Below are 25,485 nucleotides of genomic sequence, written 5' to 3' on the forward strand. Positions count from 1 at the left end.
CACTGTCGGCGGGCTGTCAGCGCGGGTCGGCATCGTCATGGACACACACGAACAGCCATCACCGAAAGGCACCGCAATGACCGAGAACGCGCACACCGATTCCGCCCTGACCGAGTTCGTCGCGGCCACCGCCGCCGAGTACGGGATGCCCGGCATGGCCGTCGGCATCTGGGTCGACGGGCGGCAGATCCACGCCAATGTCGGCGTGACCAGCACCGAGAACCCGGTGCCGATCACCGAGCACACGATCTTCGCGATCGGCTCGACCAGCAAGACCTTCACCGCCACCGCTCTGATGCAGCTGGTCGCGGCGGGCCGGGTGGATCTGGACGCGCCGGTGCGCACCTATGTGCCGGAGCTGGTGCTGATCGACGAGGAGTCCGCGGCGACGATCACCGTGCGGCAGCTGCTCAACCACACCGCCGGGCTGGAATGGAACATCATCAACGACACCGGCGACGGTGCGGACGGGCTGGCCGCCTTCGTGGCCACGCTGGCCGAGCTGCCGCTGATCGGCGCGCCCGGCGAGCGGGCGTCCTACAGCCAGGCGGGGTTCAACCTGCTGGGCCGCGTCATCGAGAAGGTGACCGGGGAGTCGTTCGAAAAGATCGTCGCCGACGCGGTTCTGGAGCCGGTGGGGCTGGCCGAGAGCTTCTACTTCGAGGGCGATGTCATGACCCGCCGCTTCGCCGCCGGGCACGAGCGGCAAGAGCACGGTGAGCTCGAGGTGTCGCGGGCCTGGAAGGGCAGCCGCGCCAACAACCCCGGCGGCGGGCTCGGCTCCACGGTGTCGGATCTGTTGCGCTGGGGCCGATTCCACCTCGGTGACGGCCGCACCGAGAGCGGCGCGCCGGTGCTGCCGGCCGAGCTGATGCACCGGATGCAGCAGCCGACCGTCGAGCTGCGGGCCAGCACCCTCGCCGACGCCTTCGGCCTGTGCTGGATGCTGCGCGATGTGGACGGGGTCCGCACGGTCGGCCACGACGGTTCCGGCTTCGGCCAGTTCGCCAATTTCCAGCTGGTGCCCGAGCGCGATTTCGCGGTGGTCGTGCTCTCCAACGCCAGCCCGGACGGCATCCCCGCCAACCAGGCCATCATCCGCTGGGCCCTGGAGCACTATCTCGGCGTCGTCGACAAAGATCCCGAGCCGGCCCCCTTCGACGCCGCGCGCGCCCCGGAACTGTTCGGGGTCTACGACATCGACGCCATGACCATGACCTGCTACGCCGACGGCGACCAGCTCTACCTCGACTGCAGGGTCAAACCCGAAATCCGCGCCGCCGCCGGCGCCGAAATCCCCCAGGACCACCCACCCTTCCCCTTCGGCCTCCTTCCCGGCAGCGACGAATACGTCATCACCGACGGCTCTTTCAAGGGCCAGCGCGGCTACTTCACCCGAGACACCAACGGCGACATCACCGCCATCGACCTCGCGGGCCGGGTCTTCACCCGAGTCTCTTGAACCGCTGAACGCGGTGTCAGCGACCGTGTCAGGTCGCCATCAGGGCGCTGTCAGCCGCGCCGGACAAAGTAGGCGCATCGAACAGAACGGGCCCGAACCCGACACCGGATCCGGGCCACTGCCACAACAGATTTCGAAGGAGCACACCATGTCCGCCGCCCTCACCCTGACCGACCAGGACAAGGCCACCATCCGCTCTGCCGCCTACGGTGCCGTCTCCCTGCTCGCCGCCGCCTCCGACAAGCCCCACAAGGCCGCCACCGCCGGTTCCCTCGCGCTGTCGTCGGCCACCGGTCAGATCGGACACGTACTCAACGCGAAGTCCAAGGACATCCACCTGTCCGGCAAGACCGTCGCCGACCTCGCCGACCAGGTTCTCCCGGCCCTGTCCGCCGCGACAGCCCTGCTCGAGCGGCAGGATCCCGCCGAGGCCGACAACTTCCGCACCACCGTGCTGGTCGCCATCGAGGCGGCCGCCCAGGCGAGCCGCAACGGTCAGCCCGGCCCCGTCGTCGACGACATGACCCGCAAGGTGACCGCGGCCCTGCACGCGGCGTGAAAGGCCGGAGCCCACATACTCCAGCTGCCGAGTGCAACCCTGAGATCCCCTCGGCCCGTTGCCTTTCGGCGCATACCGCGCTGACCGCCTCGGTCAGCGCGGTATGCGCCGGTCCGGTCGGGTCAGTGCGTCTTCTCGTCGAGTTCGGCGATCTCGTCGGTGGCTTCCCGGAAGGCCTCGGCCGCTCGAGCGAAGTAATCGAAGAGCAGCTCACGCTGCTCGGGGGTGTAGCTCGCGATGATGTCACCGATCGCGCGCCGGGCGGGAGCCAGCACCGCGTCCAGGTCGGCGGGCTTGCCGACGGGTTCGACGATGACCTTGCGTCGGTCGCCGGGGTCAGCGGCCCGGCGTACATAGCCTGCCGCCTCGAGGCGATCGATGAGCCTGGTGGTGGGACCCGTGGTGAGGCCGGTGCGAGCACCGAGTTGCCCCGGTGTCATCGCCCCGCTCAACTCCAGGATGTTCAGCGCATACAGATCGGTGGCGCCGAGACCACAGGCCTTGGCGCCGGCCTGGGCATGCAGCACAACCGAACTCTGGTATCGGCGGAAGACCCGGCCGTGTTCGTTTCCGGCCCGAGACGTTGACAAGTGCGACACCTCTCTCGTAATCTCTTCCTCGGAGAAGATAACGTGTATAAGAAGAGAAATCTTTTAAGCAGAGACTAGCACGAGGGGAGACGAGGCAGGCCCTGCCGGCCGACTCCCGATACCCCCATGCACGGAAGGAATCACCATGAACACCACCGCCGACACCACCGCCATCACCGCACTGATCGAGCGCAGCCAGGATGCCTGGAACCGCGGTGACGGCTCCGCCTACGGCGCGTGCTTCACCACCGACGCCACCGATGTCACCTACGTCGGCACCGTCTACCACGGTGGTGAGGAAATCGGCCGCGCTCACCAGGCACTGTTCGACAGCTACCTGAAGGGCACCCGGCTCATGGTCGAGATCGTCGAGATCCGCCACTACGGCGCCGACGCTGCTGTCGTCGTGACGCGCGGAGAGTCCGCGAAGGGAGAGCCCCGCAAGCTGGGCAAGCTGGCTACCTACACCGTCGTGCGCGACACCGACGGTCAGTGGCGGATCGCGGCCGTGCAGAAGACCCAGCACAAGCCCCTGATGGAGGCCGTCTCCTTCAAGTTTCAGCCCGCCACCCGCCCGGCCGCACGCTGATGGCCACCCAGCGGTAATCCGTTGAGCAGGCTCAAATCTGGGCGGGGCGGGCGCCGCGGCGGCGTGGCCGCATCTGATGCAGGCGATACCAGGCCAGCGCGAGGAAGATCGCCGCCAGGCCGGCGACGACTCCCATATCGAGCAGCCACGTACCGATGGTGTGTTTCCACAGCGGGTCGGGCCCGCCATTGTGCGGCGAGAGGGTGTCGAGGTCGATGCTGGCCGCTGCAGCGCCGTAGCCCCAACGGGAGGGCGACAGGTAGGACAGCTGTTGCAGAACGGGAGTGCCGGGAAGCCGCACCAGCCCGCCGGTGAGCACCAGTTGTGCCATCGACAGCACGATCAGCAGCGGCAGTGTCTTTTCCGAGGTGTCCACCGCGGCCGACACCAGCAAGCCCAACGTCAGCGACGCGATGCCCAGCATCGCCATCGCCATGATCAACTCCAGCTGGACCGAGGTGAATATCCCCGTCGGCGGGAAGGTCTCACCGATGGTGCCGATCAGGAACAGCACCGCCGTCTGAAGGACGGTGATCACGCCCAAGACCAGCAGTTTCGACATCAAATAGACCCCGGCCGACAGTCCTGCCGCGCGTTCTCTGCGATAGATCGTCTGTTCCTTGACGATCTCGCGAATCGCGTTGCCGGTGCCGACGAAGCAGGCACCGAATATCAAGATCATGAGCTTGGTCGAGGCATCGGTGTTGGTTCCCGGCGCCCCGGTGAAACCGGCGCCCGACGGCACCGCGGCGATCAGGCCGCCCAGCAGCAGCGGCAACGCGCCGAGCAACGCCAGGTAACTGCGGTCCGAGGCGATCACCGCCAGATACCGCCGGCACAGTGTGCTGAGCTGGCTGAGCTTGGACTGCGGCGCGGGCGGCGGCGCCGGTGTGTGTACCTCCGCCGGTCCGGTGACGTCGGTCTGCTCGACAGCGACGTAGTTCTCGAAGCGCGGGGACTTCCGGAACTCACCGGCCCAGTCGCGGTTCTCCTCCCGGTCGAATGCCTGGAACACCTCGGCCCAGGTGCGCTGCCCGAACTCCTGCAAGCCCTCTGCAGGCGGCCCGTAGTAAGCAAGCTTGCCGCCGGGCACCAGCACCAGCAGGCGGTCACAGGAATCGAGATTCGCCACGCTGTGGGTGACGACGATGACGGTCCGCCCGTCGTGGGCGAGTTCGGACAGCATTTCCATGACCGTCTTGTCCAGGCCGGGATCCAGGCCGGAGGTCGGTTCGTCGAGGAACAACAGCGACGGTTTGGTCAGCAGTTCCAATGCGACACTCACCCGTTTGCGTTGCCCGCCGGAGAGCCGATCGATGCGGGTGTCGGCATGCCGCGACAGGCCGAGTTCGTCGAGGACTTCGTCGACTCGCTGCTCGCGCTCCTCGCTCTGTGTGTCACCGGGGAAGCGCAGCTCGGCCGCGTAGAGCAGGGCGCGGCGCGTGGCGAGCTCTTTGTGCAGGATGTCCTCCTGCGGAACCAACCCGATCCGGTGTCTCAGCTCGTCGTAATCGGTGTACAGGTCGCGTCCGTCGTAGCGGACGGTCCCCTCGGTCGCAGGCCGCAGCCCGGTGACCGCGCCCAACAGCGTCGACTTGCCCGCTCCGCTGGGTCCGATGACCCCGACGAGTGAGCGCTGCGCGATGGGGAAGGTCACGTCGTCGAGCAGCACTTTGCCTTCCGGTGTCCGCACGATGAGGTTCTGGACACAGACCGAGATGTCACCGGTGTCGACGGACTCGCGCAGTTCGTTGCCGACGAGCCGGTAGGTGGTGTGCCCCATGCCGATCAGGTCGGATTCGGACAGATCCGCGGTCTCGATCCGGTGGCCGTTGACGTAGGTGCCGTTGTGGCTGTCAAGGTCGACGACTCGATATTTGCCTTCGGCGATCACCTGTAGTTCGGCGTGATGGCGAGAGACCATGAGGTCGGGCACGACGATGTCGTTGTCGGCGGCGCGCCCGATCCGGAGCGTGCCAGAGACGATCCGTACCACCGCGGTGGGCTGGGCGGCCGGGGGCGACGACCGCGACACTCGCCGGGGCAGGCCCGGCTCGAACTTGGTGACCGTTGTTTCATCGTCGAGGTCATAGCCAGGATTCGGGACGACCATCGTGTCCCCACCGAAATCGTCATCTGGCTCGGGCTCGGGCTCGGCTGACGCTTCCAGCGAGCAGGACAGCCGCGCACCGTCTTTGGCATGCCCCAGCTTGAAGGTCTCCTCGTGGTCGATCAGCATCCGCTCGACGCGCTGACCGTCGAAGAAGGTGCCGTTCAGGCTGTGCGCGTCCTCGATTTCCCAGCCGTGCGATCCCTTCTCCAGCACGGCATGCAAGGCCGAAACACGCGGATCGGTGACAACAATGTCGGCGGTCGGATCACGGCCGATGTTGTATGCACCCCCGGCGCGTAGCCGATAGACGTGTTCTCGCGTCTGCACCACGAGAACGGGCGACTCGGGGAATTCCGTGGAGGACCGCTCATCCGCCATAACGGAATTATACGACCGGACCGAACTGTCGCGGCGAATGCCGATGGGATTCGAAATAATAATCCGACAGAACCTGACGCAAGATCGAAGCCGAATATTTCTCAATTTGTTTCATGTACCGAATTTTGTGACCCGGCATATGCGGGTTCACCGGCGCTTTTCGGCGCTCACATAGTGCGCCTGCTGCATGAGATCGAGCAATTCGGCGGGCATGTCGGTGATCGGGTGGCCGTAGCCGGCGGCGAGGTCGACAGGGGCGGTGCTCTGGACCGACCAGCCGTGCCGTGCCAGCCAGTCGCCGGGAACAGCGCGGGCGTCGTCGTACCAGAGGTCGCTCACGTCCAGGTTCCCGAAGGGGTTGCTGCCGAAGAACTTCTCCTCCGTGTCTTCGAAGCGTTGCGGGTCCAAGCCGCGACCGAAGTCGTCGGTGGCCACGCTGCTGCCGGGCGCGGACAGGGCGTCGATGCGTTCGAACAAGGCGTCGTGTGCCGAACCCGGCAGGAACGGCAACAGCCCCTCGGCCGACCATGCCGTCGGCCGCTCCGGATCGAATCCCGCGGCGGTGAGCGCAGCGGGCCAATCGTCGCGCAGATCGACCGCCACCACGCGCCGATCGGCCTTGGCCACGGCACCGTGCTCGGCGAGAACCTGGTCCTTGAACTCCAGCACCCGGGGCTGATCGATCTCGAAGACGACCGTGCCCGCGGGCCAATCCAGCCGGTACGCGCGCACATCCAGGCCGGATGCCAGGATCACCGCCTGCCGCACACCCTGCTGCCACGCCGTGGCGAAGAACTCGTCGAAGAACCTCGTCCGGACACCCATGAACCGCCCGAACCGCGTCATGTCGCCCACGGATGCCGGGTCCTCCAGCATCTGCGTGAAGTGCGGTTCACCCGCCGCCTCGACGAACCACGCCGCGTAGTCGTCGCGGATCATCGGCTCGGGATCGATCGTCTCGAGTGCGCGGAACGTGGCGACGCCCAAGGCGGTCAGCCCCACGCTCGTCACGATGTCCCAGCTGTCCCCGTCCATTCGCATCAAGGTCACCTCGTGGTGTCATCGATCGCCTGAACTATCTCGACCGGAGCCGGCGCCCCGGTTCCACCCGCTCGATTCTGCTCCCATACAGAACCTTTCGGCAACTAACTGGTTATCACGCCCTGGCCGAGTCGACCAGGATGACCCGGGCGTCAGCCGACGTCCTGAAGAAGCAGGTGCCGCGCGTTGAGCGGACCGTCCAGCTGCATCAGCTGTCCGCCGGCACGCAGACCACCGAGGTCCAGCCCGGCGAATCCGAACTCGTCCAGCAATCCGGCCACGGCGGCTTTCGCCTCGGCATCGTCGCCCGCGTAGAAGATCACCTGCCGGCCTTCGGCATGCTGCGGGTCGGCGGCGATGAATGCGGCGAACACAGTGTTGAAGGCCTTCACGACCCGCGCGCCGGGAAGGCGCTCGGCGACCCACTCGCTGCCCGTGAGGTCACCGACGTCGTAGCGGCCCTGCCAGGGGTTCGCCGAGGCGAACTGATTCGTCGTGTCGACGACGATCTTCCCGGACCAGTCGGTGAGCCCGGTCAGATCCGGGACCGCGGTGAACGGCACCGCGAGGAACACGAGTTCGGCCTGCGCCGCCTCCCCGGCCGTCACCGCGTGGGCCTTCGGCCCCAACTGCTCCACGACGGCCCGGAGCGTCTCCGGGCCCCGGCTGTTGCCGATGAGTACCTCGTGGCCGTGACGGACGGCCTTGTCGGCGACCGCCTGGCCGATATTTCCTGCTCCGAGAATACCGATGGCGCTGTGTGTGGTCATGATGCTCACCCTCGATCGTGTCGGGCCGGGCGGCGGGCAGAACGAGCGTTCCCCCACCCGGATGGAGATTATCGGTTGCGTCTCTACCAATTTCCCGATGCCGCAAGACGTAATTCATTGAGGGGGCGGCGAGCTCTGGTGATCAGAATACAGCGTCCAGCGTTTGGAAAGTCGCGGGTCGACTTCTCGGTTTCGATTACGGGGCGGGGGTGGCCTCCGTTGCGAGGCGGGCCAGGGCCTGTGGTCGAGGGAGGTCTGCGCCGAGGTGATAGGCGCGGTGGTATTCGGTGTCGCCCAGGCGGTTTGTGAGGGTGGCGGTCAGGGCGATGAGTTCGGGCTCGCCGTGGTCGGCGGTGCCGCGGATGACTTGGCCGAGGCCGAGGGCGGTGGCGGCGGCGGACGGGTTGTCTTCCAGCAGATGGAGTTTCGCGAGGAGTTCGGCGGCGTGGGCTTGGGCCTGGGCGGTGGCGGCGGAGTCGCCGTAGGTGAAGGCGCCTTCGATGGCGCGGGGTAGCAGGGCGCGGGCCGCGGCGGGCGATCCTTCGGTGAGGCGGTTGCGCAGGCGGGCGACCGTTATGTGGTTGGCGGCCATGGCTTCTGGATAGGGCAGGTGGCGGAAGCGATGCTCGAGTTGGTCGAGCTCTTGGTCGGAGCGGGTGATATCGCCGGTGCGGCGGTGTAATTCGGCGCTGGTGAGGAGGATGACGGCGGCGAGGCGGGGGAAGCTCTGGGCGGCAGCGAGGCGCTGGGCGGCGTCGATGTCGCGGGCGGCTTCGGCGAGTTCGCCGGCGCGCATGCGTTCGTCGGCGAGGGCGGTGCGGGCGGCGACGATGTCGTCCTCGGTGCCGAGTTCGGAGGCAAGGGTGACGGCGCGGGCGTAGGCGGCGCGGGCCTGGTTGTGGTCGCCCTGCAGTGAGTGGGCGCGGCCGACGGCGAGGAGCGCCATGCCCAGGCCCCAGCGGTCGCCGACGATTTCGAAGCCGCGCAAGGCTTCCCGTCGCGCGGCGGCCCCCTCGTGCAGGCGCCCCTGCCCCGTCAGGGCGATGTCGCGGGCGAGCTGCGCGCTGGCCCGCACCCACGGGTCCGGCCAGGTCAGCGCCTGTTCGAGCTGCCGTTCGGCCAGCTTCTCGTCGTCGGCCCGCGCCGCCAGGAGCGCCGTCCACAGTGGTACGGCCGCATGGAATTCCAGCCCGCCGGCCTGCACGCAGTCCTCGATGAGCGCGGTCAGCGAGCTCCCGGCGGGCGGCGAACCGGCCATCAGCGCGATCACCCGGAAGGCGGCCCGCGCGGCAGCCGGGAGCTCGTCCCCGAACCGCAGCACCGCATCGAGCGAGCTCTCGAACTGGCTGCTCATTCCCCGGATTCCCCAGTACCAGAACATGGCCCGCACGAGCCGCATCGCGGTCTCCGGGTCGGGGCCGGTGCCGAGGGCGGTACGAAGTGCCGCAGCGAGGTTGGCGTGTTCGGCGTCGAAAAGGGCGATGGCGGTGAGCTGTTCGGTGCCGCGGAGGTGGGGTTCGGCGTGTTCGGCGAGGGTGAGGTAGTAATCGGTGAAGAGCGGGGTCAGGTCGTCGGGTGAGCGGGTGAGCTGGTCGGCGGCGTAGGCGCGGATGGTTTCGAGCATGCGGTATCGCGGCGGGTCGTCGGGGGTGACGGTGACGAGGGATTTCTCGACCAGGGCGTCGAGGAGGTAGACGATGTCCTCGATGGGGAGGTCGCCGTCGGCGCAGATGGCTTCGACTGCCTCGGCGGTGGCGCCGCCGGGGAAGGCGGAAAGCCTTCGGGCCAGGATCTTTTCGGGTTCGCCGAGGAGGTCCCAGCTCCATTCCACCAGGGCGAGCAGGGTGCGCTGCCGGGGCAGGGCGGTGCGGCTGCCGGAGGTGAGCAGCCGGAAGCGGTCGCCGAGCCGCCGGGCGACCTGGTCGACGCTCATGGCGCGCAGCTTGGCGGCGGCGAGTTCCAGCGCCAGTGGGAGGCCGTCGAGTCGACGGCAGATCTCCACCACGGGGGCGACGGTGGCGTCGTCGAGGGTGAAGCCGGGGCGGATGGCGGCGGCGCGATCGGTGAACAGCCGCACGGCCGGTGCGCCCTGGGCCACAACGGGATCCGCTGTCTCGACCGGAACGCCGAGCGGTCCCAGGTGGCACAGCGCCTCGCCGGTGATGGCCAAGGGTTCCCGGCTGGTGGCCAGTACACGAAGCTGCGGCAGCCGATCCAGCAGCTGTTCGGCGAGGGCCGCCGCGGCCGCGATGACGTGCTCGCAGTTGTCGAGCACCAGCACCGCGGGCCCGACGTCCAGTAGTTCGGTCAGCCGGGCGGTCTTGTCCGGCCGCGCGGCGGAGTCGCTGTCGAGCGCCCCGGCCACCGCGTCCGCGAGCTGGTCGGGCGCGCCCAGTTCGGCCAGCGGTACGAAGAACACCGCCCCGGTGGCCTGCCGGTCCATGGCTTCCAGCGCGAGCCGGGTCTTGCCCGCTCCGCCGGGTCCGACAATGGTGACCAGCCGCGAATCCGCCAGCAGCCCGTCCAGTTCCGCGAGTTCCGCCTCACGCCCGATGAATCCGGTCAGCCGCACGGGCAGCGTCCGTGTCACGGATTCCCCACGCGGAGCGGGGATTTCGAGTTCGCCCCGCAACAGCGCGAGATGCGTGTCCCGCAGGATGGCTCCCGGATCGATGCCGAGTTCCTCGTCCAGCCGCTCCCGCATCTCCTCGTACACGGCCAGCGCGTCCGACTGCCGTCCCGCCGCCGCCAGCGCCCGCATGCGCAGCGCGGCCAGCCGCTCGCTGAGCGGATTGTCCCCTCCGGCGATCTCGAGATCGGTGAGCACATCGGCGTACCGGCCCAGCCGCAGTTCGGCGTCGAACCGGTCCTCGACCGCGGCGGCCCGTAGATCGTCCAGCCTGGTCGCAGCGGCCTGGGCGAACGGCGCGTCCTGCACATCACCGAGCGCCGGTCCACGCCACAGCGCGAGAGCCTCGCCCAGCCGCCGGGTGGCCGCTTCCGCCCGCCCGGCGGCCAGGTCCTGACGACCCTGCCGCACCAGCTCCTCGAACCGATCGGCGTCCACCGTCACCCCGGGCAGCCGGTAGCCGCCGGTCCCGAATTCGACCGTGCCCACGCCGCGCAATGCCTTCCGCAGCCGCGACACCGCGGCCTGCAATGCTCCGGCCGCCTCGGCGGGCGGCTCCTCACCCCAGAGTCCGTCGATGAGCGCGTTCGCCGGCACGTCCCGCCCCGATTCCAGCGCCAGCCGCGCCAGCAGCATCCGCACCCGCACGCCGGGGATCTCCACCGGCGTCCCATCCTCCGCATGGACCCGCACGGGCCCGAGCACACCAACCTCCACGTGCCGAGTCTTCCAGAATCGCGGCCCGGCGCGCGGCCACGGACCCGCCGATTACCGCGGAGCACAGGCGATTACCTCGCGTATCGGCAGCAACTGCCGATCGGGCACGATTACCCGCGAGGTAATCGACGCGCGGCCCAGCGTCGGGCAGAGTCGATCGGATGACCGATATCGAGATCGCCACCGCTCCGACGGGCGCCCAGCTGTTCGCCACCATGCCGTTCACCGAGGGCCTCGGCGTCCAGGTCCTCGAATGCGGCCCGGAGCTGGTGCGCAGCCGCCTGGAGTGGCGCGAGAACCTGTGCACCCTGGGCGGATCGATGCACGGCGGCGCGCTCATGTCGCTGGCCGACGCCACCGCCGCGGTGTGCGCTTTCCTGAATCTGCCGGCGGGCAAGCAGGGCACGACCACGGTGGAGTCGAAGACGAACTTCCTGCGTGCCCTGCGCTCGGGTCACGCCACCGCCGCGGCCCGTCCGCTGCACGCCGGGCGCAGCTTCATCGTGGTGGAGACCGAAATCCGGGACGACGCGGGCAAACTCGTCGCCAAGGTGACCCAGACCCAGGCGGTGCTGTAGTCGGGCATCCCCTACCCGACGAGGATCGGCACCAGATACGTGCGCGCGAATTCCCCCAGCTCGTCCGGGGTTTCGAGGGTGGCCGCGCCGCCGCCGACGAGAATCAGCGAATGCACTATGCGGCAGCCGATTTCGGTGCGCGCGGCCAGATCGTCCGGGGCCTCGAACAGGCCCTGGGCGGCGGCCCGCTCCAGGATCTGGATGGTGGCCGCGACGGACATGGCGAAGGTGGTCGCGCCTTCGACGGTGAGTTTCACCAGGATTCGGTCCGGCTCGACCGCGAGCAGCCGCTCCACCAGCGGATGCGCCCGCCAGCGGGTGATGACGGTGACGAAGATGTCGGCAACCAGTCCGGGTAGGTCGTCGTGCCGGTCCGGCATGCTCGACAGTTCGGCCAGCAGGTTGCCGACCTCGCGGCTGACGACGGCCTGCACCAGGTCGTCGCGGGAGCCGAGGCGGCGGTAGACGGTCACCCGGTCGACGCCGGCCTGCTTGGCGACGTCCTCGATCGTCGTCTTCTTGACCCCGACCTTCTGGAACTGCACGAGTGCCGCGTCGAGGATGCGCGTCTCGATGTCATCGGCGGCATCCGTGCGGGTCAGCGGGTTTTTCGACGCGGTCGTCACCGGATCCACGCTAGCAGGCGCCACCCCCGTTGCAACAATCTCGGACAATTTGTAGCTGCAACATTGCAATAGGATTTGTTGCGCTGTACGGTTCGGTCATGGCTGACAAGGCTGGCGCGACGCAGCGCCACTACCGCGACGAGGCGCACGCCATCTCCGCCCGCGATGTGCGGTTCGATTTCGATTCCGTTCCGCTGCACTACATTCCGGGCGAAGTCCTGGCAACCCACATTGTCGATGTCATGCACCTGGTGCTGCCGGAGGGCGAACGGGCCATGGCGCAGACGCTGTCGGAGGCCCTCCCCCACATCCACGACGAGCGGCTGCGGGAGGAGGTGACCGGGTTCATCGGGCAGGAGTCCATGCACGCCAGCAGTCACGAGGCGGCGCGCCGGCACCTGCGGTCCCTCGGGCTGGACGTCGACTCCTATGTCGATGCCATTGCCTGGCTGGTCGATCGGATTCTCGGCGATCACGGGCTGAGCGGCCGGGCCCGGGAGGAGTGGCTCAAGGAGCGGCTGGGCCTGTTCGCCGGGATGGAGCACTACACGGCCGTCATCGGCGAATGGCTGCTCAATGCCGACATTCTGGAGACCGAGGGCATGCATCCGGCCATGCTGGACCTGGTGCGCTGGCACGGGGCCGAGGAGGTCGAGCACCGCAGCGTGGTCTACGACGCGTACATGTACCTCGACGGCGGGTATCTGCGGAAGGCGCGCACGGCGGTACTGGCCAGCGCGACGCTGCTGCCGCTGTTCATCATTTCGGCCGGATATCTGTATCGGAAGGATCCGTCGCCGCGGAAGGGGCGGTTCTGGGCGCAGCAGTTCCTGAGCGCGACGCGGCGTGGCGTGATTCCCAGTTGGACGGTGTTCTTCACCGAGATTCCGCGGTATCTGCGGCCGGGATTCCATCCGTCGCAACTGGGCCCGATGGATGTGGCGCTGCGGTATCTCGCACATTCCCCGGCGGCACGGGCGACCGCCGAGTGAGCCGGGAGGACAGCGTGAGCACGCGAATCCAATTGGGCGCCAAGAGCCGAACGGCCGTCCCGGCCCGGGTCGGCGCGGCGCACCGGTCCGGCAGCCCGGGCCAGGCGAGCACGACCGGTCGGGCGCATGCGGTCGACTCCGTGGATGCGGCCACGATGCCCGCGAGCCTGCGGATGCTAGGCGGGATGATGGACGCCTACAAGCAGCTTTTCGTGAGCGGCCGCGCGGCTCGGCTGTTGTCGCCGTCGAATCCGGTGCGCCACAGTGGGTTCGAGCTGGACCCGGTGGTCGAGCGGCTGGAGCGGCCCGCACCCGACGTGCTCGCGGTGACGCTGCGGGCCCCGGACGGGCGGGACCTGCCGAGCTGGCGGCCCGGGGCGCATGTGGACGTGTTCCTGCCGTCGGGGCGGCAACGGCAGTACTCGCTGTGCGGGGATCCGCGGGATCGGACGCGGTACCGGATCGCGGTGCGGCTGATCCCGGACGGCGAAGGCGGGTCGCGCGAGCTGCACGACTCGCTGTGGGTCGGGGACCGCATGCGAATTCGCGGGCCACGCAACGCTTTCACGCTGGTCGACGCGCCGTCGTATCTGTTCCTGGCCGGCGGGATCGGCATCACCCCGATCCTGCCGATGGTGCGTGCTGCCGGGTCGCGCGGGCGACTGGTGTACGCGGGGCGGTCACGGGCGACGATGCCGTTCCTGGACGAGCTGCCCGACGCGGACGTGCGGCCCGACGACGAGCTCGGACCGCCCGATGTCGCCGCGATCATCGCGAGCGCGGCGCCCGGTGCGGCCGTGTACGTGTGCGGTCCGCCCGCCATGCTGGCGGCGGCGCAGCGCTGCCGGTTCGCACTGGATCCGACGGGATCACTGCACACGGAACGCTTTTCGGCGCCGCCCGTGGTCGGCGGGCGGGCCTTCGACATCACCCTGGCGCGCAGCGGCCGGACGGTCCGGGTCGGCGCGGAGGAGACGGCGCTCACGGCAGTACGGCGGGTGCTGCCCGATGTGAACTACTCCTGCCGCCAGGGCTTCTGCGGCACCTGCAAGGTCGCGGTCCGCGCGGGCGACGTGGACCACCGCGACCGGCTGCTCACCGCGGCCGAGCGGGAGGACCGGATGCTGCTCTGCGTGTCCCGCGCCTGCGGCGACGCGCTCGTGCTCGATCTCTGAACGCTGGGAACACTCATGTCGATTGAAACGGAAATAGCTGTGGCCGAACCCGATTCGGCACCGGCAGAACATGTCGGGATCGCCGTCGTCGGGGCCGGATTCGGGGGCATCGGCCTGGCGATCAAACTGCGCGAGGCCGGGTTCGAGGACCTGGTGATTCTCGAGCGCGCCGAGGATCTGGGCGGGACGTGGCGGACCAACACCTATCCCGGCTGCGCGTGCGATGTCCCCTCACAGCTCTACAGCTATTCATTCGCCCCGAATCCGAACTGGTCGCGGACCTATGGACGCCAGGCCGAGATCCTGGAGTATCTGCGCCGGGTCGCCGCTGACCACGATGTGGTGCGGCACATCCGATTCGGCGCCGAACTGCTGGACGCGCGCTGGGACGAGGAGCGCTCGCTCTGGCGGGTGGAGACCAGCCGGGGTGCGCTCACCGCCGATGTCCTGATCTCCGCGGCGGGCATCTTCGCGGAGGCCAAGTATCCCGAGCTGCCGGGGCTGGATCGGTTCGCGGGCAAGGCCTTCCACTCGCTGCACTGGGATCACGACCACGACCTGACCGGCGAGCGGGTGGCCGTGATCGGCACGGGTGCGTCGGCGGTGCAGTTCGTGCCGGAGATCCAGCCGGTGGTCGACCGGCTGCTGCTGTTCCAGCGCTCCGCGCCGTGGATCGTGCCGCGGATGGATCGGCGCACGCTGGGTCTGGAACGGACACTACTACGTCGGATTCCCCTCGCTCAGAAGGCGATCCGTGGCAGCTGGTACGCCGCCATCGAGGGTTTCGGCCTGATCTCGCTGGTGGACAAGCGGTTCCGCCATCCATACGAGGCACTGGGCCGGTTGCAGCTGCTACGGCAGGTGCGCGATCCGGCGCTGCGCAAGACCTTGACCCCGGACTATGTCATCGGATGCAAACGCGCCATCTTCTCCGATGCCTATCTACCCGCGCTGGATCAGCCGAATGTCGAGGTCGTCACCGACGGCATCGCCGAGGTGCGCCCGCATTCGATCGTGCTGCGCGACGGCACCGAGCATGCGGTCGACACCATCATCTTCGGCACCGGCTTCACCTCGATTCCGTCGGCGTATCACCGCTATATCGGACGGCACGGGCAGTCCATCGCGGACCTGTATCACCAGGAGCCGCAGAGCTATCTGGGCGCGGCCGTCGCAGGATTCCCCAACTTCTTCTGCACGCTGGGCCCGTTCGGCGCGGCCGGGAACCAATCGGCCGTCTACATGATCGAATCCCAGATCGCCTACATCGTGGATGCGGTGAAGACCATGCGCGACAGGGGAATCGACCGTATCGAGCTGCGCCCCGAGGTGCAGGACGACTTCCTCGACGAGATGGACCGCCGCAGCGCCGACACCGTGTGGCTGACCGGCGGCTGCCAGAGCTACTACACCACCGCCGACGGCCGCAATGCCGGCCTGTACCCCAACTGGAGCTTCGAATACCGCCGGCGCACCCGGCGTTTCGACTCCGACTCCTACGAAATGAGCCGCTGATGTCCACTCCGCGCTGTCTCCCCGGTCCCGGCCCCTTCCGTCCCGAAGGCCGGGTCGCCCTCATCACCGGGGCCGGTCAGGGTATCGGCCGCGAACTCGCCGGGGTGCTGTACCGGCGGGGCGCGTCGGTGGCCATCGTCGATGTCGATGCCCGGGCCGCCACCTCGCTGGCCGCCGCCCTGGGTGATCGGGCGCTGCCGGTGATCGCGGATGTCTCCGACCGGGCCGCCATGGCCGAGGCGATTCCGCAGGTGGTCGCCTACTTCGGGCATCTCGACATCGTGGTGGCGAACGCGGGCGTGGTGCCGCCGCCGGCGACGCTGCGGACCATGGATCCCGCCGAGTTCGACCGGGTCATCGGCATCAACCTCACCGGGGTGTTCAATACCGTGCACCCGGCGCTGGACCACATCATCACCGCGCGCGGGCATGTCGAGGTCGTATCCTCGTGCGCCGCTTTCGCTCCGGGGATGGGCGGCGCGCCGTACATGATCAGCAAGGCGGCGGTGGAGCAGCTCGGCCGGGCGCTGCGGGTCGAGCTGGCGCCGCACGGGGCGTCCGCGGGCGTCGCCTATTTCGGGATCGTCGACACCGAGATGACCCACTCGACCCTCGACCGGGACGAGCTCGGCCGCCGCATCGAGGCGCTGCTGCCGTGGCCGCTGAGCACCCGCATCACCGCCGAGCACGCCGCGCGCACCATTGCCGACGCCATCGAGCACCGCGCACCGCAGGCCATCTCGCCGCTGGCCTGGATGCCCTACTCGCTGCTGCGTGGCGTGATCAATACCGTGCTCGATTCCCGCCTGACCCGTGACCCGCGGGTGCACGCGCTGCTGCGGGAAGTCGAGCGGCGCAGTCTCGTAAAACCGCCCTCACCAGCGGTAACACCCATAGACAGGGAGCGCGTGCAAGCGCGTTATTGATCTCATCCCATCCGGTTTGCCGTGCGTCGGGGGAGCGTCGAATGACAATCCCGAACGGATGGGATGAGATCATGTACACCAAGAAAATGATGGCTACGACAGTTCTCGCCATCGCTGCCAGAGGTCGAACAACAGCGAATCGTGTTCCATCAGGCGTTCTTTCACGTGCTGCTGCAGATCGGTGCGTACCCGGGGACGGGTACGGGCTCTTGACGCGGTCCACGACCGATTGCGGCAGCACGTGTTTCGCCGCCGCCCGCAGCAGGCTCTTCTCGCGACCGTCGAAGGTCTCGAGTTCCCAGGGCGTGTTGTACACGTACTCGACGAGCCGGTGATCGCCGCCGATGCCCCAGCGCGACATGCTCACGCACGAACGTCCCCCGCGCATCCGGCCCCCGGCACGCCATGGTCTCCGTCATCCCGTCCACCACCCCTGCCGCCGCGTCAGATCCGCCTCGAACGACACCCACCCTGCAATCCCACACATTCGGGGATCTCCAGATTGTTAGCAACGTGAACTATCTGTAATTCCGTTGCAACACACCGAAACCCACAAGAGTCGCAATCCACAGAAACCTGTTGCAGTCGAGCCTTGTTGTCACGCAATAACTTTGATCATGCTCGCGCCCGAAGGGCCGGATCCAACCCGAACCCTCGCCATTCCGTGCGAGCCTCGGCCACCGGCTTCGAATGAGTAGGCGCGGTGAGTAGTTCGGCGGACGTCCGGAACCGGCAGCTGTCCATACGCTTCCCGCAGCACCCGCAGTTGGGTGTCCCGCCAGAGGAGGAAACAGTGTCCCGCTCGAACAGCGCGCGTCTCGCGCCCCTCGCCGCCGTCGCCTTGACCTTCGGCGCGCTCACCGCCACATCCCTGGTCGCCGCGACCCCCGCGCACGCCTACGCCTATGACTGCCCCGGTGGCATGTTCTGCGGATGGGAGGGTCGCGACGGAACCGGAAACCTGGTTGTCCAGGCCAACTCCGACTGCTTCCTCCACGACATCGGGAATGCCGGCAAGGGCGATCTGCTCACCTCGTACTGGAACCGGACCGGCAAGCAGGTCACCCTCCTCAACTGGATGGGCGACCATTGGGAAACCCTCGCGGTCATTCAGGACAGCGAGCGCGGCACCCTTTCGCGCTATGCCGACAAGAAGACCGACGCGGTCCGGCTCTGCGACTGACCAGGAACTTCCCCCAGCCGGCCGGCTGCCGGTCCGGCTGCCGCGAATCCGGCTCGGCCAATTCTGAAGCATGTTAATTTCACTATCTCGGCGTGGTCGCGGATCGCGTCGGATGTTCGTGACCGCGCGGACATCTCGTAGTGAAGGGACGCCATGACAACACCCTGGGTACGCCACGCGAAACTCGCCGTGACGGCGATCGCGGGCACGGGCGCGCTGCTGCTGGCCGCGGCTCCGGACGCCGCGGCCGCCGGCATCGGCGAGGTGACGCTGAAGGGCTCGAACCCGCAGGCCGGGTGCAGCTACACGCTGACCAGCGGCGACCTGGTCGGTGGCGGCAGCAGCGCGTTCAACGAGATGCCCGTCACCTTCTACGACAACGGGGCCACCATCGGCACCGGCAAGGTCGGCACCAGCCTGCTCGGCAACCCGGCCGAAGTCTCGTGGACACCGGCCACCCCGGGCCAGCACATCCTCACCGCCACAGCCGGTTTCAGCTTCAACACCCCCATGCCCCTGACGCCGCTGACCGTCCAGGTCGGCGCAGCCAGCTCCACCGGCAGCTTCGGCTGCCCGCTCCCCAGCATCTCCGGCTAGCCGAGGGTTCTTCCGACCCGGAACCCTCGGTCCCGCAAGAAGAATCAGCAGACGCCCGCTCCCTCGGCTCCGACGGGGAGCGGGCGGACCTTGAACGCGCCTCGGGCCATCAACGAATCCAGCTCCGCCACGCCATGATCCGCACCACCGGCATCACGCACGGCCACACACCCGCATCGGTGTCGCTGCGGTACCGAGCCCTCGAAAGTTGCGCCTCAGGCCGAAACCCGATGATCTACTCGACCTGTCACCTCAGCATCAGAGCGATCGGCGTCAGGCCGGATGACCGAACTTTCCGCCGACCACACCGGACGTAAAGGCATCCCACTCCCCCGGCCCGAAGACCAGAGCCGGACCGGTCGGATTCTTGGAATCCCGGACACCGACCATGCCGCCGTCGAGATGCGCGACCTCGACGCAGTCACCTTGACTGCCGCTGTAGCTGCTTTTGAACCACTTGGGCTCGGAGGGATCAATGCTGCTCACGCTCATACTCCTTCGTCGCCCGGCGTACCAACTCCCGGGTGGGTCCATCGTCCAGTGCCGAGCTTCGAATCGCTGACGCAAGCTCACTATAGAGTCGCACTTCGTCGGGTTTTTCCAGGTACACGTCCTGGGTCGGCCCGCCCTCGATATACACGACGGGCGGTTCTACTGGTTCATGCCCGGGCTCGGCGTCGAACTCCAAGACCGTGAACGACCCTCGTGGCATTCCCCAGGTCATCCCCGCCGCGAACGGGTGAATGCGCACCGTGAGGTTGTCCAGCTCCGATACTTCGGCCAGGTGGCGCAACTGGGCGGCCATGGTCTGCCGGTTGCCGATCATCCGATGCAATGCCGACTCGTGCAGCAACACCTCCAGGACAACAGGATTGGTCTTGCGAGTAAGTATCGCCTGTCGCCTCAGCCGATGTTCGACTCGGCGGTCGACGTCGGTGGAATCGGCGAATCCCGGATACGCACCGATGATGGCGCGGGCGTAGTCGGCCGTCTGCAGCAAACCGGGAATGTGTTCGTGGTAGGTGGTCAGTCGCCGCGCAGCTGCTTCGAGTCCCACATACATGTTGAACGCGTCCGAATACAGTCCGCCATACGCGTGATACCAGCCTTGCATCCTGGCCACGGCCGCCAAATCGGCTGCGGCAGCGGCATCGCCGGAGCCGACCCCATAGATGTCACACAGTGCACGCACGTCTTGCTTGCGCACCTTCTGGGTCTGGCCCGCCTCGATACGTTGCAGAGCCGACGCGGACAAATCGACCAGTTTCGCGGCGGTAGCGATGGTAAAGCCATTGGCTTCGCGCAATTCGCGTAGGAACCGACCTAATTGCCGCCTCGGCAGCGTCGAACTCGGCGTGTTCTCGGTGTCGTCGTACGCACTGGTCATGTCGACGTCCCATCACTACGTGAAATCGGGTCGATCGGAGCACGAAATCGGGTGCGGTCCACGGGATTTACGGGTCGGCTCATGGAGATTTGGACGACTTCGGACCGGGTACCCAACATCACTGTATCCCCTGCATCGCTGGTGGTGTGCTGGAACCACAACGACGGCAGGGAGGGCAGCGAGATGTCGAGCGACAATCAGTGGTCGGTGCAGGCGATCATCGACCGCATCGAAGGTGAGCGGAAGGTTGCCGACTCCCACCGCATCGATGCCCAGCGCATCGGTGGCGGGTATGAGATTCGCGGGTTGTGGGACACCACATCGCGAATATGAACTGACCACGCAAAACTCATCGAGTAGTCGACCGCGGTTCCTGCGTGGTCAGTGCTCGGTGTCCTGCTGGCAGGCCGGGCATAAACCGTGCAGGGTGAGTCCGCCGGTGTCGGGCAGGGCGAAGCGGCTGCCGTTGCGTGCTTCGGCCAGGGCCACGGTGAGATGTGCCGAGGGGACCTCGTCGATCGCGCCACACCGGGTACACACCGCGTGATGGTGCGGGATGTCGGTGAGCCCGTAGCTGGTGATCCGTTCATCGATGACCAAGGCGTGCAGCACTTCCGCGTCGACCAGGGTCGCCACCGTCCGGTAGACGGTGGTGAGGTCGACCTCATGGCCGGCCGAGGCGAGACCCTGCTGGATCTGGGCCACCGTCAGGTGTCCCTGCTCGCGCGAGCCGTCCAGGATCGACAGCACCGCCAGTCGTGGTGCGGTGCACCGCAGTCCGCGGCTGCGCAGCAAACGGCGAGCGTTGTGCTCACCGGCCGGCGCCGGTGCGTGAGTCAGGTGCGAAACGCGCGCCATGGCCCCTAGTCTGCCGCTTCCACCCGCTCAACCGCCAACCCTCGTCTTGCCAATCAGTTGCAACAAGGCGGGATGCGTTCTACCTTCGATGAATTCGGCTCGTGCGGAGAGGGCATATCGTGATGTCTGCAATCCTGAAACCCTTTCGCGCGGTCACCGATCGGCTGGCGTTGACCCGCCCGGAATGGCTGCGGCTGGCCGCGATGGCGGGGGTCATCATCGGCTTGCACGTGCTGGGCTGGTTCACCCTGGTCGCGTTCGTCGCTCCGCAGCATTTCAGCCTGGGCGATCGGACCCTGGGTATCGGGGTCGGCTTGACCGCCTACACGCTGGGCATGCGGCATGCCTTCGACGCCGACCACATCGCCGCGATCGACAACACCACCCGCAAACTCATGCACGACGGGCAGCGACCGCTGTCGGTCGGATTCTTCTTCTCCCTGGGCCACTCCAGCGTCGTCTTCGGTCTGGCGCTGCTGCTCTCGATCGGCGTAAAGGCCATCGTCGGGCCAGTTGAGGACGACTCTTCGGCACTGCACCACTACACGGGCCTGATCGGCACGACCGTGTCCGGGACGTTCCTCTATGTCATCGCGATCATCAATATCGCTGTGCTGGTGGGCATCCTGCGCGTGTTCCGGCGCATGCGCACCGGCGAGTTCGATGACGCCGAGCTGGAAAACCAACTTGCACAACGCGGTCTGATCAACCGACTGCTCGGCCCGGTGATGAAGTCGGTGACCAAACCTTGGCAGATGTACCCGATCGGGCTCCTCTTCGGCCTCGGCTTCGACACCGCCACCGAAGTCGCGCTGCTGGTCCTGGCCGGCACCAGCGCCGCGGCGGGCCTGCCCTGGTACGCGATCCTGTGCCTGCCGATCCTGTTCGCCGCCGGCATGAGCCTACTCGACACCATCGACGGCAGCTTCATGAACTTCGCCTACGGCTGGGCCTTCGCCAAACCCGTGCGCAAGGTCTACTACAACATCACCATCACCGCGCTCTCGGTCGCGGTCGCCCTCATCATCGGCACCGTCGAACTTGTCGGCCTGCTCGCCGACCAATTCGGCTGGACCGGAGGCTTCTTCGACTGGATCAGCGCCCTGGACCTCAACCTGATCGGCTACCTGATCGTCGGCCTGTTCGTCGCGACCTGGGCCATCGCCATCCTCGCCTGGCGCTATGGACGCATCGAAGAGAAATGGACCGCCGGACTCCAGCCGCGAACCGACCACCACGACTGACCAGCTGACGCCCGGCCGCACCGCAGCTGTGTTCCCGTGCGGTTCGGCTCAGTCGTGGGTGTGTGAGTGATCGTCGAGTAGATCGCTTTGATGCACATGGCGATGCGAATGCACGGTCCCGTCCTCATGTGTATGGGTGTGTTCGTGTTCGCTGTGGTCATGCTCGTGCGTGCTGTGGGCGTGGGTATGGGTCTGGGTGCCGTGACTGTGTGGGTGGGTATGGGGCTCGACGTGGGAGTGTTCGTCGGTCATATCCCGGTTCCTTTTCTGTATCGGGTGAGTTTTACGGCAATGCATGCATACCAGCACGCCGCGGTGATATCCGGGATGCCCGGACCATCGGCGGGTGGGCACGAGTTTGCGCCCTCATATCCGGCTCTGTCCGCAGGCGGCCGCAGAAGCCTTTTCGCCTCGAACCGGACCAAATGGTCTTGTATTGGGTTCGACACACATATGCTGGGGCGTCGAAGCGCGTCGACCGGGAAGGGCGCGGTTGTCGCAGAATGCGCGAAATACCTTACCTGCGAGGAGGATTCGTGTGACGACCAGCAAACTCGATATGTCGCGGGCGCGGTACTGGGTCGGCCGGTGGGATCGTCAGCAGGAGCACTACATGCCCGATCGCGAACAGCGGTTCGAGGTGATCGGTGACGTCCTGACCGAACTTGCCGACCGGACGGACCCGTTGATCGTCGACCTCGGCGTCGGGCCGGGAACGCTGTCGGACCGGCTGCTCAGGCGAATGCCCGCCGCCACCATCGTCGGCGTGGACGTGGATCCACTGCTGCTGACATTGGCCGAGATGACCCTGGGGTCACCGCGCTTCCGTACGGTGAACGCTGATCTGCGCGAGCGCGATTGGCTCGACAGACTCCGCTTGCCTCGAGTACCCGACGCGTTCGTGAGCACCACCGCGTTGCACTGGATGAACCGTGAACCGCTTCGCGCGCTGATCCGAACCTGCGCCGACACACTCGCACCCGGCGGTCTGTTCATCGACGGGGACCATCTCCACGAAGGAGCCGCCGGCCCGCGATTGGACGCACTAGGCGAAGCCATGACCGCCCGCCGCGCCCAACGCATGGGAACCGCGAGTACGGAGGACTGGGACACGTGGTGGGCCGCGGTCGATCACGCTCCCGAACTGGCCGACCTGGTCCGGCTGCGCGACGGTAGATTCGCCCACCCGGTCGACGACCGACCTACCGTCCACGACTACATCGCCTTCGCACGCGAGGCGGGCTTCGCCGAATCCGGAATCGTATGGCAGTACGGCGACGACCGCGTGATCGTCGGGATCCGATAACCCGCGTGAGCGACGGCCGGAGCGCCACCGACGATCAAACGATGAGATCGTGGGCGGTGGTCCGCAGGGTCCAGGCGGGGGCGCGATGGTGGAGCGTGGTGGCCGTCAACGGCGGGATGTCGATGCGCCAGAAGGACTCCGCGGGGGCGTTCACGGTGAGCAACACCGCAGCTCGGACCACGGCGGGGTGGGTGATCGCGACGATGCGATCACCGCGGCCGGTCAGCGAGCCCAGCCAGGAGCCGACGCGGTCGAGGAGTCCGATGATGGATTCGCCGCCGTGGGCGCGGTAGGCGGGATCGGTGAGCCAGGCCATCAGCTGGTCGGGCGGGAGTGCGTCCATCGACCGGCCGCTCCAGGTGCCGTGGTCGATATCGCGGAGGGCCGGCTCGGGAGTTCCGGTCAAGCTCAGACCGTGAGTGGTTTGGGCCGTACGGATTTCCGGGGCGTGGTAGACGACGGCGGGTTCGAGGCCGGGGAGGCCGCCCGCCTTCTCGACCGACCGCGACCCGAGCGGGTTGAGCGGTTCGTCGGCCGGGAAGCGGGCGGCCTGCACGGTGTCGGTGATCGCGTGCGTCACCAGGGTGAGGCGGGTGACCGCGCTCATGCGGCCAGTTCGGTGGTGGTCGAGCGGTCGCCGAGCAGGCGCGGGGCGAGCCAGGCGAAGCCGACGCCGATGACCGCCCACAGGATCAGCTGGGCGGCGAAGGAATACAGCCGGAAGTGATAGAGGTCGTCGGCGGGGAAGCCGGGGTACACGATCGTTCCGGACGGATCCTTCAGTGGCTGCGGGGTTTCGGTGGCGAAGTCGCCGTACTCCTTATTGGCCGAGAGCTTCCCGAGGGACGGGAGCAAGGCCATGACCGCGCCCATGACCACCACGAAGGCCACCGAAGCCGTGACGCCGGCGGTCCAGTTGCCCAGCCGTGCCGCCAGTTTGCGGCCCAGCCAGATGGCGGCGAGCAGGACGACCGCGCTGATCACGATCATGCCCACGAACAGCGCCGTCCGTTCCTTGATGGTCTCCGGATGCCCGATCGAGGGCGGGTTGGCCGGGTACTTCAGGAACGGCACCGCGTACAGCACCAGAAACATGCCGCCCGACACCAGCAGCGCCAGATTGCGCGGGGCGATCTTGCCGGCCTTGCGCAGCGCCAGGAAGTAGACGACCGCGAACAGCGCGCCCAGCGCCGCGCCGAACACGATCACGCCGAAGCCCAGCCCGATGTTCTCCTGCTGGGTGCGGGTGAAGAGTTCGGGGCCCATGTCGCCCATGGGCTTTCCGGCGGCCTTGTCGAGGGCCATCTGCGCGTCGTCGCGGCCGGATTCGTAGTCGATGGCCCGGTTGATGATGGGCTCGGCCAGGATCCGGGCGAAGACGAACGCCAGCAATCCGCCGAGTGCCCCCAGCAGGACTCCTCGGCCGATGATTCGCTTTTCCATTGTGGTGACTCGATTCCCGCGACTAGTGGCAGGGGAACCCGAGGAAATGCCGTCCGTCGTGCACGAACTCGTGGACGTGCATGTCACTGCCGAAGATCGACACCGCACCCTGGTCGATGCCGATGAAGTAGATCGCCAGCAGCGCGAGAAGGGTGGTGCCGACCAGCCACAGGGCGGTGGTGGGGAGGGCGAGAGCGCCGGTGCCGAGACCGGAACGAGGAGCGTAGGACGTAGCCACGGTGACCCCTTTGAGTCAGGGGGATTTCGCGTCCCCACAGTCGATCGAATTCACGATGCGAGGGTCTGACTCACACCCCTACCGGAATGCTCACAGTGGCGCGACCGCTCCGGAATTGCACCGGATTCCTCGAGACATCGTCGAACAACCATACGAGGACACATCCACGCTGGTCAATCCGGGTGCGCACGACTGTCCAGCTGATGGGATCGCACCGGCCGCGCAGCGGGTTCGTACGAACCTTCGCTATATTCGCCATCGCAGCTGGTTCGCCGGAGGTGGAGTCGAGGAGCCCCTGATCCATCCGATGGCGTCGAAGCCCGGCGGCGCGTGCGCGTGCCGAGCGGGTGAGAGGGAACCCGGTGAGAATCCGGGACTGTCCCGCAGCGGTGAGTGGGAACGACAGCCGTCATTCGCACTGGGCGCATGAAGTGATGCCTGGGAAGCGACGGCCAGTAGGACCAGCCCCGGCCTCGAGCGCCGGGGCCGACCCTTCCGGGTCGATGCCCACGAGTCCGAAGACCTGCCGTTGTGCCGGATACGCCGTATCCGGCGGTCGTCGCCTCGTG

Annotated in this window: 25 protein-coding genes, 1 pseudogene and 2 riboswitches; of the genes and pseudogenes, 13 read left to right on the forward strand and 13 right to left on the reverse strand. The window is 67.4% G+C overall.

The window, feature by feature from the left end; translation table 11 throughout:
* The first annotated feature begins 76 nt into the window (after nt 1-76).
* Together ACWEKS_RS08985 and ACWEKS_RS08990 are read left to right on the forward strand one after the other, a co-directional pair.
* Nucleotides 77-1,462 carry a serine hydrolase domain-containing protein gene (locus ACWEKS_RS08985; protein ID WP_452339553.1) on the forward strand — a complete coding sequence of 462 codons (1,386 nt, stop codon included), beginning with the start codon at nt 77-79 and terminating at the stop codon, nt 1,460-1,462.
* Nucleotides 1,463-1,610: 148 nt separating this feature from the next.
* Nucleotides 1,611-2,021 (forward strand): hypothetical protein, encoded by a 411-nt coding sequence (locus ACWEKS_RS08990; RefSeq protein ID WP_452339554.1) that lies wholly within the window; start codon nt 1,611-1,613, stop codon nt 2,019-2,021.
* A gap of 122 nt (nt 2,022-2,143) precedes the next feature.
* On the opposite strand, the gene ACWEKS_RS08995 is transcribed toward ACWEKS_RS08990, so the two are convergent.
* On the reverse strand, nt 2,144-2,611 hold the full coding sequence (locus tag ACWEKS_RS08995; protein WP_452339555.1) for a MarR family winged helix-turn-helix transcriptional regulator: 468 nt from the start codon (nt 2,609-2,611) through the stop codon (nt 2,144-2,146).
* A gap of 145 nt (nt 2,612-2,756) precedes the next feature.
* Between ACWEKS_RS08995 and ACWEKS_RS09000 the strand changes: the two genes are divergently transcribed.
* Nucleotides 2,757-3,200 carry an SgcJ/EcaC family oxidoreductase gene (locus ACWEKS_RS09000; RefSeq protein WP_452339556.1) on the forward strand — a complete coding sequence of 148 codons (444 nt, stop codon included), beginning with the start codon at nt 2,757-2,759 and terminating at the stop codon, nt 3,198-3,200.
* 31 nt (nt 3,201-3,231) lie between these two features.
* Here the strand turns inward: ACWEKS_RS09000 and ACWEKS_RS09005 are convergent, their stop codons facing one another.
* The 4 genes from ACWEKS_RS09005 to ACWEKS_RS09020 all read right to left on the reverse strand — a co-directional run bounded on the left by ACWEKS_RS09005 (nt 3,232) and on the right by ACWEKS_RS09020 (nt 10,848).
* Nucleotides 3,232-5,691, reverse strand: a complete 2,460-nt coding sequence (locus ACWEKS_RS09005) for an FHA domain-containing protein (RefSeq protein ID WP_452339557.1) — start codon at nt 5,689-5,691, stop codon at nt 3,232-3,234.
* A gap of 147 nt (nt 5,692-5,838) precedes the next feature.
* Nucleotides 5,839-6,735 carry a class I SAM-dependent methyltransferase gene (locus ACWEKS_RS09010; protein WP_452339633.1) on the reverse strand — a complete coding sequence of 299 codons (897 nt, stop codon included), beginning with the start codon at nt 6,733-6,735 and terminating at the stop codon, nt 5,839-5,841.
* Between the two features lie 149 nt (nt 6,736-6,884).
* Nucleotides 6,885-7,502, reverse strand: coding sequence for an NADPH-dependent F420 reductase (locus ACWEKS_RS09015; RefSeq protein WP_452339558.1), 618 nt, complete (start codon nt 7,500-7,502; stop codon nt 6,885-6,887).
* Between the two features lie 196 nt (nt 7,503-7,698).
* Nucleotides 7,699-10,848 carry an ATP-binding protein gene (locus ACWEKS_RS09020; protein ID WP_452339559.1) on the reverse strand — a complete coding sequence of 1,050 codons (3,150 nt, stop codon included), beginning with the start codon at nt 10,846-10,848 and terminating at the stop codon, nt 7,699-7,701.
* A gap of 161 nt (nt 10,849-11,009) precedes the next feature.
* On the opposite strand from ACWEKS_RS09020, the gene ACWEKS_RS09025 reads away from it, so the two are divergent.
* Nucleotides 11,010-11,426 (forward strand): PaaI family thioesterase, encoded by a 417-nt coding sequence (locus ACWEKS_RS09025; protein ID WP_452339560.1) that lies wholly within the window; start codon nt 11,010-11,012, stop codon nt 11,424-11,426.
* Nucleotides 11,427-11,437: 11 nt separating this feature from the next.
* Here ACWEKS_RS09025 and ACWEKS_RS09030 read toward each other — a convergent pair whose 3' ends face one another.
* A complete protein-coding gene (locus tag ACWEKS_RS09030) occupies nt 11,438-12,052 on the reverse strand; it encodes a TetR/AcrR family transcriptional regulator (protein ID WP_354838144.1) in 615 nt (204 codons plus the stop codon).
* Between the two features lie 98 nt (nt 12,053-12,150).
* On the opposite strand from ACWEKS_RS09030, the gene ACWEKS_RS09035 reads away from it, so the two are divergent.
* The 4 genes from ACWEKS_RS09035 to ACWEKS_RS09050 all read left to right on the forward strand — a co-directional run bounded on the left by ACWEKS_RS09035 (nt 12,151) and on the right by ACWEKS_RS09050 (nt 16,660).
* The gene (locus ACWEKS_RS09035) at nt 12,151-13,044 is read left to right on the forward strand and encodes a metal-dependent hydrolase (protein ID WP_452339561.1); all 894 of its coding nucleotides are present in this window, start codon (nt 12,151-12,153) and stop codon (nt 13,042-13,044) included.
* 155 nt (nt 13,045-13,199) lie between these two features.
* Nucleotides 13,200-14,219, forward strand: coding sequence for a PDR/VanB family oxidoreductase (locus ACWEKS_RS09040; RefSeq protein WP_452339634.1), 1,020 nt, complete (start codon nt 13,200-13,202; stop codon nt 14,217-14,219).
* A 15-nt stretch (nt 14,220-14,234) separates the two neighbouring features.
* Complete coding sequence (locus tag ACWEKS_RS09045) at nt 14,235-15,734, forward strand: flavin-containing monooxygenase (protein WP_452339562.1); 1,500 nt, start codon at nt 14,235-14,237, stop codon at nt 15,732-15,734.
* The gene (locus tag ACWEKS_RS09050; protein WP_452339563.1) at nt 15,734-16,660 is read left to right on the forward strand and encodes a short-chain dehydrogenase/reductase; all 927 of its coding nucleotides are present in this window, start codon (nt 15,734-15,736) and stop codon (nt 16,658-16,660) included. The genes ACWEKS_RS09045 and ACWEKS_RS09050 overlap by 1 nt, the downstream gene beginning before the upstream one ends.
* Before the next feature lie 166 nt (nt 16,661-16,826).
* Here ACWEKS_RS09050 and ACWEKS_RS09055 read toward each other — a convergent pair.
* A pseudogene (locus ACWEKS_RS09055) lies at nt 16,827-16,997 on the reverse strand (asparagine synthase-related protein); the annotation flags it as partial.
* Between the two features lie 456 nt (nt 16,998-17,453).
* Here ACWEKS_RS09055 and ACWEKS_RS09060 point away from each other — a divergent pair.
* Together ACWEKS_RS09060 and ACWEKS_RS09065 are read left to right on the forward strand one after the other, a co-directional pair.
* Nucleotides 17,454-17,843, forward strand: a complete 390-nt coding sequence (locus ACWEKS_RS09060) for a peptidase inhibitor family I36 protein (RefSeq protein WP_452339564.1) — start codon at nt 17,454-17,456, stop codon at nt 17,841-17,843.
* Between the two features lie 153 nt (nt 17,844-17,996).
* Nucleotides 17,997-18,440 carry a hypothetical protein gene (locus ACWEKS_RS09065; protein ID WP_452339565.1) on the forward strand — a complete coding sequence of 148 codons (444 nt, stop codon included), beginning with the start codon at nt 17,997-17,999 and terminating at the stop codon, nt 18,438-18,440.
* A 273-nt stretch (nt 18,441-18,713) separates the two neighbouring features.
* On the opposite strand, the gene ACWEKS_RS09070 is transcribed toward ACWEKS_RS09065, so the two are convergent.
* Both ACWEKS_RS09070 and ACWEKS_RS09075 read right to left on the reverse strand, forming a co-directional pair.
* Nucleotides 18,714-18,926: a DUF397 domain-containing protein gene (locus ACWEKS_RS09070; protein ID WP_452339566.1), complete on the reverse strand. Its 213-nt coding sequence runs from the start codon at nt 18,924-18,926 to the stop codon at nt 18,714-18,716.
* A complete protein-coding gene (locus tag ACWEKS_RS09075; RefSeq protein WP_452339567.1) occupies nt 18,913-19,827 on the reverse strand; it encodes a helix-turn-helix domain-containing protein in 915 nt (304 codons plus the stop codon). The genes ACWEKS_RS09070 and ACWEKS_RS09075 overlap by 14 nt, the downstream gene beginning before the upstream one ends.
* 183 nt (nt 19,828-20,010) lie before the next feature.
* On the opposite strand from ACWEKS_RS09075, the gene ACWEKS_RS09080 reads away from it, so the two are divergent.
* Nucleotides 20,011-20,160, forward strand: a complete 150-nt coding sequence (locus ACWEKS_RS09080; RefSeq protein ID WP_452339568.1) for a hypothetical protein — start codon at nt 20,011-20,013, stop codon at nt 20,158-20,160.
* Between the two features lie 48 nt (nt 20,161-20,208).
* On the opposite strand, the gene ACWEKS_RS09085 is transcribed toward ACWEKS_RS09080, so the two are convergent.
* Nucleotides 20,209-20,685, reverse strand: coding sequence for a Fur family transcriptional regulator (locus ACWEKS_RS09085; RefSeq protein WP_452339569.1), 477 nt, complete (start codon nt 20,683-20,685; stop codon nt 20,209-20,211).
* Between the two features lie 122 nt (nt 20,686-20,807).
* Between ACWEKS_RS09085 and ACWEKS_RS09090 the strand changes: the two genes are divergently transcribed.
* Both ACWEKS_RS09090 and ACWEKS_RS09095 read left to right on the forward strand, forming a co-directional pair.
* The gene (locus tag ACWEKS_RS09090; RefSeq protein WP_452339570.1) at nt 20,808-21,929 is read left to right on the forward strand and encodes a HoxN/HupN/NixA family nickel/cobalt transporter; all 1,122 of its coding nucleotides are present in this window, start codon (nt 20,808-20,810) and stop codon (nt 21,927-21,929) included.
* A 538-nt stretch (nt 21,930-22,467) separates the two neighbouring features.
* Nucleotides 22,468-23,235, forward strand: coding sequence for a class I SAM-dependent methyltransferase (locus ACWEKS_RS09095; RefSeq protein ID WP_452339571.1), 768 nt, complete (start codon nt 22,468-22,470; stop codon nt 23,233-23,235).
* A 34-nt stretch (nt 23,236-23,269) separates the two neighbouring features.
* Here the strand turns inward: ACWEKS_RS09095 and ACWEKS_RS09100 are convergent, their stop codons facing one another.
* From ACWEKS_RS09100 to ACWEKS_RS09110, 3 genes are read right to left on the reverse strand one after another with little or no spacing between them, the layout of a single operon-like run.
* Complete coding sequence (locus ACWEKS_RS09100) at nt 23,270-23,842, reverse strand: histidine phosphatase family protein (RefSeq protein WP_452339572.1); 573 nt, start codon at nt 23,840-23,842, stop codon at nt 23,270-23,272.
* Entirely contained in the window at nt 23,839-24,678 is an 840-nt protein-coding gene (locus ACWEKS_RS09105) for a CbtA family protein (protein ID WP_452339573.1), read from the reverse strand. Before ACWEKS_RS09105 ends, ACWEKS_RS09100 begins: the two co-directional genes overlap by 4 nt.
* Nucleotides 24,679-24,700: 22 nt before the next feature.
* Nucleotides 24,701-24,916 (reverse strand): CbtB domain-containing protein, encoded by a 216-nt coding sequence (locus tag ACWEKS_RS09110; protein ID WP_354838114.1) that lies wholly within the window; start codon nt 24,914-24,916, stop codon nt 24,701-24,703.
* A gap of 39 nt (nt 24,917-24,955) precedes the next feature.
* Nucleotides 24,956-25,071, reverse strand: a riboswitch (cobalamin riboswitch).
* A 197-nt stretch (nt 25,072-25,268) separates the two neighbouring features.
* Nucleotides 25,269-25,441: riboswitch (cobalamin riboswitch) on the forward strand.
* Nucleotides 25,442-25,485: the final 44 nt, after the last annotated feature.

Source organism: Nocardia sp. NPDC004711 (assembly GCF_053601595.1).